The sequence below is a fragment of the Celeribacter sp. genome, assembly GCF_048261515.1.
GTDB lineage: Bacteria > Pseudomonadota > Alphaproteobacteria > Rhodobacterales > Rhodobacteraceae > Celeribacter.
In genome coordinates this window covers 144802-156682 of sequence record NZ_JBLXFZ010000002.1, presented here as the reverse complement: position 1 = coordinate 156682, position 11881 = coordinate 144802, and the positions used below count along the sequence as shown (strand labels likewise).

The window sequence follows — 11881 nt, the reverse complement described above, 5'->3', positions numbered from 1 at the left end:
ATCCTCGTCTAAGGGAATGCATCTTATTGCTTTTCAGCGTAGCCACCGCCCAACAAGTTAACCTGATGCGAGGCGCCGCCACCATCATCAATGGTCAGCGGAGCATTGATGCCGTTGCTCATATCGATATACTCTTGATCGTCGCCTTTGAAGGTCCCCACCAAACCGACGACGCCCGAGACATTCTTGCCCTCAAGGACCATGCCCGATGCATCCATAAACGCATTCATGCGGGCCAGCGGGTAGCTGTAGACCACACTATTGTTGTACCCCGATCCTTGGGGTTGCACATCCAAACGGCCCGATATGTTCAGATCATCGGTTGTCGAGCCGCCAATTCCGGCGGTTGTCACAGTCCCGCGCAGGTTGCTGACCCCGCCCGTCCAAGCGTCTGCCACACTTGTGACGGATGTCATATTGCCGACGCCACCGCCCGTTGTGTAGTCAAGATCAAGCGCGAGATCCCCGAGGATTTCGTAGGTGCGCAGGCCGCTTGAGAAATCGGCGCCTGTCATCTTAACCGCACCTTCATAGCGCGCCGTCATCGCGTTCGGGAGCGACGGAGAATTACTCACTGCTTTGATGCGGTCGAGTTCCGCGTCGAACTCTGCAACGGTTATCCCGCCCGTGCTGCCACCACCCGTAGAACCACCGCCAGTGCTGCCGCCCGTCGAGCCGCCTCCTGTTGAGCCGCCGCCAGTGCTACCGCCACCTGTCGAGCCACCACCGGTCGAACCGCCACCTGTGCTGCCACCGCCCGTCGAGCCGCCACCCGTGCTCCCCCCTGCGGAAGGCGGTGTCGTGACACCCCCACCCGATGACAAACAGCCGGAAAGTGCAGTGGCAGCGACAAGCGCGGCGAGAATATGTGTTTTGGATAGTGTCATGGTCCCCAATCCCTTTGAGAGCGCGCACAAACAGCACCGCGCTTAGAAAAACTATCCAATGACTAGCGAACGGGTTCAGACAGGAATATCCTCTGTTCAGGGGAGAGGATTGTCGGCGCAACGAACTATTCTGACCCTCAGGATACGGGAGCAAAAGGAAGCCAAAGTGTCGGAGGAAATCCGCAATATCCTCATTATTGAAGATAACGCCGAGATGCGCGCCAATCTCGTCGAACTGGTGCATTCGTGTTTTCCGACTGCCGAAGTGACGGAAGCGGGCACTATTCATGCGGCCAAGACCACATTGCGCAAAAGCACCTTCGATCTTGCGCTGGTTGACCTCAACCTGCCCGATGGCGAAGGCCATGAGTTTTTACGCGAGTCCGCGCGCGTAAGCCCCGATACGATCTGCATCATCGTCACGGTCATGGCCACTGACGCGGCCGTGGTCAGCGCTTTGGCCGCGGGGGCCTCTGGCTACCTGCTCAAGACCGATCCGCCAGCCTTGTGGAAACTTCACATGGAGCAGATCATCACGGGTGTGCCCGTCCTGTCTCCCTCGATTGCGCGGCGTATTATGGAGCATTTCCGCCGCACCGCGCCTGCGTTTGACACAGACGAGCGGCTAACCGCGCGTGAGAGCGAGGTTCTATCCTTGATCGCACGCGGGCTACGTATCCCTGAGGTCTCGGACCAGATCGGCGTGGCCGACAGTACTGTGGCCACCCATATCAAGAACATCTACCGCAAGCTCGGAATCTCCAACCGCGCCGAGGCGGCGATACATGCCGCGCGGCTTGGACTGCTTTAGTCACGCGATACCGCGTCATCCGAGTGCTCATTTCCACTGTACCGTGCGGTAAACGGCAGGGTCGCGATGATGGTAAAGCCCTGACCCTCGTGCTGTGTGATTGCCACCTGCCCTCCGACATCGGCAACGCGTCGACGCAGATTTGCAAGCCCGTTCCCGCCCTCGCCTATAGATGGAACCTCCACCGCACCAGAGGCCCCATGACCTCGCCCTGTATCGCTCACTGAAACGCGAAAATCCGCGTCGCCAATCTCAATTCCGACCTGCACGCAATCCGCCCCCGAATGACGCGCGGCGTTGTGGACGCTCTCACGCAACATGGACCGCAGTGCATGTGCCACACCCGGGGACGGGCATTGGTCGCTATGATCGTGAAGGGGCCAGTCGAATGCGATCCCCTGCGCATCGAGGTATCCGGTAAGTTCGACACGCAGATCGGCCAGAATATCCCCCAACGAGGGCGTGCCATTGTCGCTGTGACTGAGTATTTTCCGAATGTCGGAGAAGGTTTCCCGGATTAGATCGTTCTTGTTTGCGACATCGGACTGACTGAGCGCCGTGGTTAATCGGATGCCGATATTGTCATGCATATCGCGCGTAATCCGTTCGCGCTCCTCGTTCATCCCAGCAACAAATGCCTGCCGCGCCTCGACCATCTGCGTCAGGATCGTTACGATATCCTGCGCCTTTTCGGCATCACGCGAGGAAAACAAGCGCCGCCCCAGATCTTTCCAGCGCAGTCGCACCTCAGCCAAGGGCGGGACCGCAGGAATGATCATCGCCGCGCCCTCATCCTCGACAAGGGCGACCGTTGCACCCGATGGTGTTGCGGGGTCAACGGATAGCGCAGAAAACTCGCGCTGCAACAGATCGCGCCACAGGTCTTCCTGCTTGTGCCGATCGCGTGTCAGGGCAATCCCGTCCGCCGCCCGAACGAGATGTGTGAGCGGCAGATTGTCCTTGCGCCCCTTGAACACCCAATCTTTCAACGTGTCGCGCAACGGCAAGTATCCGAGCGTCACCACCAAAAGCGCGACGCCAAACGCGGGCTGGCGCTCCACCGACAGCGCAAAGACCAAAAAAGCATCCAACAGGATCAAGACGAGCGCGCCGCCGATATAGAACATCAGCTTGTAAGACCACTGCTCAAGGTCAAAGAACCGATATCGACGCACCGCGAGGGCTACACCGCCGAAAACCAATAAGAAAAGCAGGAACGAATGCGCTTGGGAAACGTGGGAGTTCAGCCCCAGGAGCGCAGGAAGTGTCGTCGTCACAACGAATCCCCCCGCGCCCATAACGACGCCAAGTGCGATGACTTTCAGCGCCGCTCGCGAAACAGGGTCTTGGCGTGCCACAATCCACTGCGCCACCAGAGAAATCAGGATCGCCGTCAGTGCCACGACTATCGGCCCATGCAAATAGATGACCGAATTGCCACCCCCCACTACGATCTCGCGCGCAAGCGGGAGACAAAGCAACGGCAGCGGCAGCCAACTCGCCCAAGCGGGCGCAAGCGGTCGTGGATACCGCAAGAACAGTCCGACAAGTCCCGCCCCGAACAACAGCGCCCCCCCCGCATTCAGCGGCGCAAGCACCTCATATGACCGCGCGGAAAGCGCCAACTCGCGGCCGCTATAGAGTGCCGCGGAAAAGGCGGACACCTGTAGCCCGATCCCTGTCAGGAACAGAAAGATGTGGCTTAACCGCTTCGGGTTCTGCGCCCAGATCCATCCGCCGATCATCACGCCCGCAGCTCCCGTCACGAGCTGCGCCCAGAATCCTAAGGGAAGGTCGGTGACGGGGCGCGTCGGATATACTTCGACGGTCGTTTCGCCCTCTCGGCCATCGCGGCTCCAATAGAGAACCACGGCGCTATTGGACAAAAGCGAGTGGATACGCCCCTGTACCTCGCGAAAGCCACGGATCAGCGCACCGTCATTGAGCTTGTCAGGCTCTTCGAGGAGGGTTTTGCCAGTGATGGCAATGGGAGGCTCACCCTGAGCACCGATTGCAACCAATCGCGCACCCGACAGCGCCGCCAGTTCAGGATCATCGACAGCCGGGATGACCAAGCCCCTGCCTCCATCGGGGATCGAAAAATCCAGCCCAAGAGACGGCTGCGACACCGCCAGCCAAAGCACGATGATCGCGCTGACCAAGACGCCGAGCATCACAGAAACGGCGAGGGCCAATGGACTAAGGAAACGCATTGAATGCCCTGCATCGGCAGCAGCGTTCAGAGACGCACCACGTATAAGAACTCTTCGCAGAACTCGGAAAAAACAAAGTATCGCCTCATCAAACGCTCACAGATATGAAGATCAATTTTTCTGCGTTTTGCGCGCAGGTCAAGTGGGTGCGCAGGGCTACAGTCGAAAAGGCGCTTTGATTGCAATAGGTTCGCCACGCGCAATTAAGCAATTAGTATTTTCAATACACACATCACGTCTTCGATGATCTAGCGCCAGACCCGAACGTGTATCGCTGTTCAACGCAATGACATCGGCGCTGCGTTGACATAGAGGCCACCCACATGACAACCTGAATCGGTCGTTTTCAGGAGAGTCTTTATGCGCCGTATTTTCGCCGCCCTCATTGTTCTGCTCACTTTCACATCCGCCGGTTTCACGCAGTCGCCGCTGCCCGCGCAGCAAGTCCTCCTCACCCGCAATGTGGATTTCTACGGGGATGACTTAAAGTCATTTTTCGACACCACTTTGGATGCCTGTCAGCGAGCTTGTCTGAATGAAGCGCAGTGCGAAGCCTTCACGTTCAATAGCCGCAGCGCCTCATGCTTTCTGAAATCGGCAGTCGGGCAACAAACCGTCTATGACGGTGCGATTTCGGGCGAGTTGCGCCGCATACCACAGGCCAGTCACGAGTTAGCGGAACTGCGTGCGGGGGAGCTGGATTGGTTGCGTGCGGGAGATTTTGATGCGGCCCGCCGTCAAACACAATTGCTCGGCGCGCAGACATATGCGGGAATTTGGGAGCTGGAATTCGCGCGCGAAGCCTATGCAACCAAGCTGTCCTATGACGACACAATCGCGGCGTACAACTGGCTCGGCATCGCAGTCGCTCTATCGGACGAGCCAGACATGTGGATCCATTATGCGAGGTTGTCCCAACAAACCTATAATCTTATGGTCCAAAACAAACATTCTGCGAACAGTCAGCGCGCGGTGCGCAATGCAATCTTGCCAAGTGCCATCAACGCCTATCTTCGCCAAAGTACAGATCAGGGCCGCGCCGCAGCACTTGTAATTCTCAGCCAATCACTGGAAATGAATGATCGGGGCCGCGAGCAGATTCCCACTCTGCGCTTGGCACAACGCCTTGCCCCAAGCGGAAGCACCGCCGAGCAACTTGCCCGCGCCGAACGTCTCTACGGGTTCCGCATCATCGACAGTGACGTTGACAGCGACATTGCCTTGCCACGAGTTTGTGTCGAATTTAGCGAGTCTCTGGCCTCTGCTGGCGTTGACTATAGCAACTATGTCAGCCTGCCCGACACAGCGACCAACGCAGGGTTTGCCGTCACCGCCGAGGGCCGCTCGCTTTGTATCGAAGGAGTGGCACACGGCGCGCGCTATGCCTTTACCTTCCGCAAGGGTCTGCCTGACGAAAATGGCGAGAAACTCGCCCGTGATGTCCCGCTTGAAGTCTATGTCCGTGACCGCTCACCCTCTGTCCAGTTTCCGGGTCGTGCCTATGTTCTACCGCGGATGCCAGAGGCGGGCTTGCCCGTCGAGACCGTCAATCTCGACCATCTCGACCTGAGCCTATACCAGATCAGTGATCGCACGCTGATTTCCGCAATCCGCGAGGAACATTTCGGGCGGACGCTCTCCGATTACAGGGAAAAAGACTTCCGCAACAATTTCGCCAACGTGATCTGGCAGGGTCAGGCAGATGTCCAAAACACGCTGAACAAAACGATGGTTACGCGCCTGCCGCTTGACGGGTCAATGAAAGATCTCGCCCCTGGTATCTACGCGCTTGCGGCAGCTGTGCCTGATGATGATCGCGATTATTCTCAAAGCGCGCTGCAATGGTTCGTCGTCTCCGATCTTGGCCTGACCAGTTTCTCAGGCACAGACGGCCTACACGTCTATGTGCGCGGCCTGAATGACGCGAAACCAAAATCCGGCGTGACGGTCGAACTCTTGTCGCGGGCGAACGATGTTCTGGCCACGACCCAAACAGATGCCGAAGGACATGCCCTTTTTGAGGCGGGTCTCACACACGGCACGGATAGCGCAGCACCCGCAATGCTTCTGGCGCAAACGGGCCCCAAAGAGGCGCCTGAGGATATGGTGTTTCTCTCGCTGACCGATCCGGCTTTTGACCTGTCGGATCGTGGGGTCGAAGGGATGCCCCCTGCCCCGCCGATTGATGCTTTCCTTGCAACCGACCGCGACGCCTACCGTCCGGGCGAGACCATCCACGCAACAGTTCTTTTGCGCGATACAAACGCGGCGGCGCTCTCCGGCCTGCCGCTGACCGCGATCCTGACACGCCCGGATGGCGTCGAATACTCTCGCGTTCTCTCAACGGGGGACGTTGCAGGCGGGCATGTCTTTGACCTGCCGCTTGGCACCAGTGTCGCCCGTGGCACGTGGCGTTTGGAATTACGTTCTGATCTGGAAGCCCCCGCACTCACCTCCGCGTCACTCTTGGTCGAGGATTTCTTGCCCGAACGCATTGATTTCTCTCTCTCGCTCCCAGATGGCCCAATCCGTGCGGGCGATACACCGCCGTTGACCGTTGATGCGCACTATCTCTTCGGCGCACCTGCGAGTGAACTTGGGGTCGAGGGCACCGTGCGCCTGTCTCAGGCAAAAGGACTTGAGGCATGGCCCAAATATCATTTCGGCCGCTATGATGAACCGCTCAGCTCGGTGATGCACGGCTTTGGCAACGGGGTGACGACCGATGCTCAAGGACAGGCGACGGTCCCGCTGGAATTGCCTGACCTCACAGCCAACGGCCATCTGGTCGAAGCCACAGTTGTCGCACGGGTTGCCGAAGGCTCGGGCCGTCCTGTTGAGCGAAAGATGACCCGTATGCTCGCCCTTGACACACCCGTCATCGGCTTGCGTCCCGAATTTGACGGCCTTGTCGGAGAAGGCGATACCGCGCGGTTCAAAGTGGTCGGTCTTGCACAGGATGCAACGCCTGCGCCGATGGATATACACTGGACGTTGAACCGTCTGGAACGCCACTACCAGTGGTATCAGGCCGATGGTCATTGGGATTGGGATGTCACCACAACACGCACACCGATTGCCACTGGTGATCTCACCACAGATACGGACCCTGTCGCACTAGAAGTGCAGGTCGACTGGGGTGAATACGAAATGGTCGTGGAACGCACCGATGGCGAATATGTTGCCACATCCTACGCGTTTTCGGCGGGGTGGTATGTCCCCGCAGGAGCCGATAGCCCAGACACATTGGACATGTCCCTCGACGCCAAAACCTACGACGTGGGCGATACGGCCAAACTGCGACTGGTCTCACGTTATGATGGCACAGCGCTCATTGCGGTGATGTCCAACCACCTTATTGCGGCCCAATCGGTGGCCGTGAAAAAGGGCGAGAACCTTATTCCCGTTGACGTGACCGAAGACTGGGGAACCGGCGCCTATGTCACCGTACAGGCCATCCGCCCAATGGATGCAGGGGCAAAGATCGGTCCCGCCCGCGCACTCGGCTTGGTCTATGCCAAGATTGAACCCGGCAAGCGCGCGCTCACCGTATCTCTGGACACCGATGAGGTCATCGACCCACGCGGGCCTCTGCCCGTGACGGTGAATATGAAGGGTGCAACGGGCCCCGCCTATGTGACCGTGGCCGCTGTGGATCTCGGAGTGCTGAACCTGACAGGGTTTGACACCCCCTCCCCTTCACAACACTACTTCGGCCAGCGCCGCCTCGGCGTGGAAATCCGTGATGTGTACGGGCGGTTGATCGACGGCATGAACGGCGCAATGGGACAAATCCGTTCTGGTGGCGACGCCACAGGCGGGTTGCAGCGCCAAGCTCCACCCCCAACGGAAGAACTGGTCGCCTATTTCAGCGGCCCCGTGGAAATCGGCGCGGATGGCACGGCGCAAGTCTCCTTTGACATTCCGTCCTTCAACGGCACGGTGCGGCTGATGGCCGTAGCATGGAGCGACGAAGCCGTGGGCGAGGCAGAACGCGATGTGATCGTGCGTGATCCTGTCGTGGTGACGGCAAGCCTACCACGTTTCCTTGCGCCCGACGACACCACGCAAATGCTACTGGAGTTTGTTCACACCGAAGGGCCTGCGGGAGACATGCCTCTGACAATTGAGGTCGCGGGCCTTGATCTGGGTGCGGATATCCCCACGACAATCTCGCTCACCGAGAAAGGCAAAACCGCGCTGCGGATACCTGTGTCTGCGCGCATCTCTGGTGATTACGAGATGACGGTCACACTCACTACGCCCGCGGGCAAGGTGCTGACCAAAACGCTGCATGTGCCCGTGCGAGTCTATGATCCGCAGATCTCGCAAACCCGCCGCTTTGAATTGGCCTCAGGCGATACCTTCTCACTCACCCGCGATGTGTTCACGGACCTGCGCGAAGGCACGGGCTCCGCACTGATCAGCGCGGGACCATTGGCGCAACTCAACGTCCCTGCATTGATGCGCGGTCTTGACCGCTACCCCTACGGCTGCACCGAGCAACTCACCAGTCGCGCTATGCCGCTGTTGTATTTCGACGAAGTGGCAGATGCGATCGGGATGACCCAAACGCAGGATGTTGACGACCGCCTCGAACAGGCCGTGAAACGTATCCTGACACGACAAAGCAGCAGCGGGGCCTTTGGCTTGTGGCAACCTGAAGGTGGTGATTTCTGGCTTACCTCCTATGTGAGTGACTTCCTGTCACGCGCGAAATTGCAAGGAGTCGATATGCCGGACAATGCCTTCCGCACGGCAATGGACAATCTGCGTAATGAGATTTCCTACGCCTCGGATTTCGAGGTGGATCGAAATGGTGGCGGCGTAGCCTTGGCCTATGGCTTGATGGTTCTGGCGCGTGAAGGCGCGGCACGGATCGGTGATCTGCGCTATTATGCCGATGAAAAGGCGGAAGACTTCGCAACGCCTCTGGCACAAGCCCAACTCGGCGCGGCACTGGCTTTTTATGGGGATCAGCCAAGAGCGGACCGTCTCTTCACCCTCGCCAGTCGCAACATTATGCGCCTCGCCAACGACAGCGAACGCGGGGTGTGGCGCGACGATTACGGCAGCACCCTTCGCGATGCCGCCGCGATCCTGAGCCTCGCGACCGAAGCAGGAAGCAACGCGGTGGACCGTGAGGCCCTGACGCGGATGATTTCGCGCCATGATGGACCCCGCTCGACACAGGAAATGGCATGGGGACTTCTTGCCGCGCATAGCCTGATCGACGATCCGCGCACGGATGGGCTGACCGTCAATGGCGCATCAATGTCGGGCGGATTTGTGCAACGTGTCGTGGACGGGGCTAGCCTGTCACCGCTTGAGATTCGCAATACGAGCGCGGAGGACACCGACATCACCCTGACCACCTTCGGCGTTCCAATCGGTTCGGTGGAGGCGGATGGCTACGGCTACACAATGACGCGGCGCTATTTCACGCCCGAGGGCACTGCCATAGAGGGGCCTGTGGAACAGGGCACACGGCTTGTTGTCGTGCTCGATGTGACGCCATCGGACGACCTCAGCGGGCGGTTGATGATCGACGATCCGCTGCCAGCGGGGTTGGAGATCGACAATCCGCATCTGATCTCTTCGGGTGATATGTCCATGATGCCATGGCTCAAAACCTCCTATACGGAACATGCCGAGTTCCGCAGCGACCGCTTCCTTGCACAGGTCAACCGACAGGACGGGCAACCGATCCGATTGGCCTATGTGGTGCGCGCGATTACGCCGGGCGACTATCATCATCCCGCGGCAGCGGTCACGGATATGTACCGCCCTCAGTATAACGCGAATACCGCTTCGGGTCGCTTTATCGTCACGCCATGAGGCGGTCCCGCGCGGCGCGTATTGGCATTTTAACCGCCGCAGTTTTGCTGGTGGCGGGCCTCGTGGGATTGGTCGGTTTCGCGCGGACGTGGGTGGCGGACACTCAACTGCCCTCCCTCACCCCCGCGACCTCCGCCGAGGTGCTGGATGCCGATGGCCGCCTGCTGCGGGCCTTCACAGTAGAGGACGGGCGTTGGCGTTTGTCGGCAGACCCCGAACGGGTCGATCCGCACCTGATCGAGATGCTCATCGCCTATGAAGACAAGCGGTTCTATTCCCACCACGGCGTTGATCCATTGGCCATGCTGCGAGCTATCGCACAGGCGGTGCGACACGGTGAAATCATCTCGGGCGGATCGACCCTGACGATGCAGGTCGCACGACTTCTGGAAGACAGCGGGACGGGATCATGGCGCGGAAAGCTGCGGCAAATCCGTGTGGCCTTGGCGCTTGAAGCGCAGTTGAGCAAGGCCGATATTCTCTCACTCTACCTGACGCTTGCCCCCTACGGCGGCAATATCGAGGGGGTGCGAGCGGCGGCTCGCATATGGTTTGATAAGGAACCAGACCGGCTGACCCCTGCGCAGGCCGCGCTTCTGGTCGTGCTTCCACAATCACCCGAAAGCCGCCGCCCCGACCGTCACCCTGAGGCCGCAAAAGCCGCACGCGCAGCCGCCCTCACGCGCTTTGTGCGCGCGGGAATTATCACGAAAGACGATGCCGATGCGGCGCTACACGAACCCCTGCCCCGCAATCGCCACGCCTTCCCCGCGCTCGCCCCTCATCTAACTGCACGTCTCCACCATGAATCCCCCGATACGCCAGTCCTGCGCACAACGATCAACGCACCCCTGCAAGCCGCATTGGAACCTCTAGCGCAGCAAGCACTTGCTGGCCGCGATCCGCAAAGCTCCGTGGCGATTATCGTGGCCGACCATCAGACAGGCGCAGTGCTGGCCACGGTCGGCTCAGGAGGATGGGATCGGCCTGGTGGATTTGTCGATATGACACGCGCGCTGCGCTCACCCGGTTCGACGCTCAAACCGCTGATCTATGCCTTGGCGTTCGATGACGGATTGGCCCATCCCGAAACCCTGATCGACGACCGCCCGACCGCCTTTGGCAGCTATGCTCCGCAAAATTTCGATGGCATGTATCGTGGCGAGCTGCGCGTCTCCGAAGCCCTGCAACTCTCGCTCAACATCCCCGCCGTAGCGCTGACCGAAGCCCTCGGCCCCGCCCGCCTGATCGCCGCCCTCCGCCAAAGCGGAGCGCAAACCGCGCTGCCCAATAGCGATGCCCCCGGACTTGCGGTGGCGCTTGGCGGTCTGGGGATGACCCTCGAAGGACTGACACAGGTTTACATGACCTTGGCGCGAGGTGGCACACCGATACCGCTTCACTATCTGGCCGAGGACACTCCCCGCGAAGGCCGCGAAGTGGTGCGTGCTGCAAGCGCATGGCAGGTCGGACATATCCTCGCGGGATTGATGCCACCTGCGGGACAACCCTTGGGCAAAATCGCCTATAAAACGGGGACGTCCTATGGCCACCGCGACACATGGGCCTTGGGGTTTGACGGGCGCTATACGGTCGGCGTCTGGCTTGGGCGCCCTGATGGCACCCCCATTCCGGGCGCCTTTGGTGCTGATGTCGCCGCCCCGTTGTTGTTCGACGTGTTCCAACGGATCGCCCCGCAAAGCACGCCGCTGTCCCCGCCCCCATCCGATGTTCTCTTGGTCGAAAACGCAGCACTACCCGCGCCGCTAAAACGGTTCCGCCCGCGTGGCGCAACCTTTGCACCCCACGCGGATGCACCAAAACTGACCTTCCCGCCAGACGGGGCCACGCTGCTCCTCGACAGCGCACCGCTCACTTTGCGACTACGTGACGGCGCACCGCCTTTCACTGTGTTACTGGACGGACGCCCCGTGATCATTGGCGCACGTAGACGCGAAGTTACATTGCCACCGCTTGCGACTGGATTTGCGACCATCTCGGTGGTCGACTCAACGGGCCGATCAGACCGTGTGCGAATTGGCGTCACCCCCACGCCATGATCCCTGCGAAAGGCGATCAAGGTCGCAGCCCAAGCGCAAGGAGCACACAACAGCAAGCCCCCTTACGCCCCC

General features: G+C 59.8%; 5 protein-coding genes. 3 read left to right on the top strand and 2 right to left on the bottom strand.

Features of this window, described 5'->3' with window-relative positions; genetic code table 11:
* Positions 1–23: 23 nt before the first annotated feature.
* Positions 24–887: a hypothetical protein gene (locus tag ACN0SC_RS05615; protein WP_417248685.1), complete on the bottom strand. Its 864-nt coding sequence runs from the start codon at positions 885–887 to the stop codon at positions 24–26.
* Positions 888–1053: 166 nt separating this feature from the next.
* Between ACN0SC_RS05615 and ACN0SC_RS05610 the strand changes: the two genes are divergently transcribed.
* Complete coding sequence (locus ACN0SC_RS05610; protein ID WP_417248684.1) at positions 1054–1698, top strand: response regulator; 645 nt, start codon at positions 1054–1056, stop codon at positions 1696–1698.
* Here the strand turns inward: ACN0SC_RS05610 and ACN0SC_RS05605 are convergent.
* Positions 1695–3911 carry a sensor histidine kinase gene (locus ACN0SC_RS05605; protein WP_417248683.1) on the bottom strand — a complete coding sequence of 739 codons (2217 nt, stop codon included), beginning with the start codon at positions 3909–3911 and terminating at the stop codon, positions 1695–1697. The genes ACN0SC_RS05610 and ACN0SC_RS05605 overlap by 4 nt on opposite strands.
* A 360-nt stretch (positions 3912–4271) precedes the next feature.
* Between ACN0SC_RS05605 and ACN0SC_RS05600 the strand changes: the two genes are divergently transcribed.
* Both ACN0SC_RS05600 and pbpC read left to right on the top strand, forming a co-directional pair.
* Positions 4272–9749 carry an alpha-2-macroglobulin family protein gene (locus ACN0SC_RS05600; RefSeq protein WP_417248682.1) on the top strand — a complete coding sequence of 1826 codons (5478 nt, stop codon included), beginning with the start codon at positions 4272–4274 and terminating at the stop codon, positions 9747–9749.
* Positions 9746–11809, top strand: a complete 2064-nt coding sequence (gene pbpC, locus ACN0SC_RS05595; protein ID WP_417248681.1) for a penicillin-binding protein 1C — start codon at positions 9746–9748, stop codon at positions 11807–11809. The genes ACN0SC_RS05600 and pbpC overlap by 4 nt, the downstream gene beginning before the upstream one ends.
* Positions 11810–11881: the final 72 nt, after the last annotated feature.

Bases quoted from the DNA above. Each gene is read 5' to 3' on its own strand.
- pbpC (WP_417248681.1), top strand. From the start codon at position 9,746: ATGAGGCGGTCCCGCGCGGCGCGTATTGGCATTTTAACCGCCGCAGTT.
- ACN0SC_RS05600 (WP_417248682.1), top strand. From the start codon at position 4,272: ATGCGCCGTATTTTCGCCGCCCTCATTGTTCTGCTCACTTTCACATCC.
- ACN0SC_RS05605 (WP_417248683.1), bottom strand. From the start codon at position 3,911: ATGCGTTTCCTTAGTCCATTGGCCCTCGCCGTTTCTGTGATGCTCGGC.
- ACN0SC_RS05615 (WP_417248685.1), bottom strand. From the start codon at position 887: ATGACACTATCCAAAACACATATTCTCGCCGCGCTTGTCGCTGCCACT.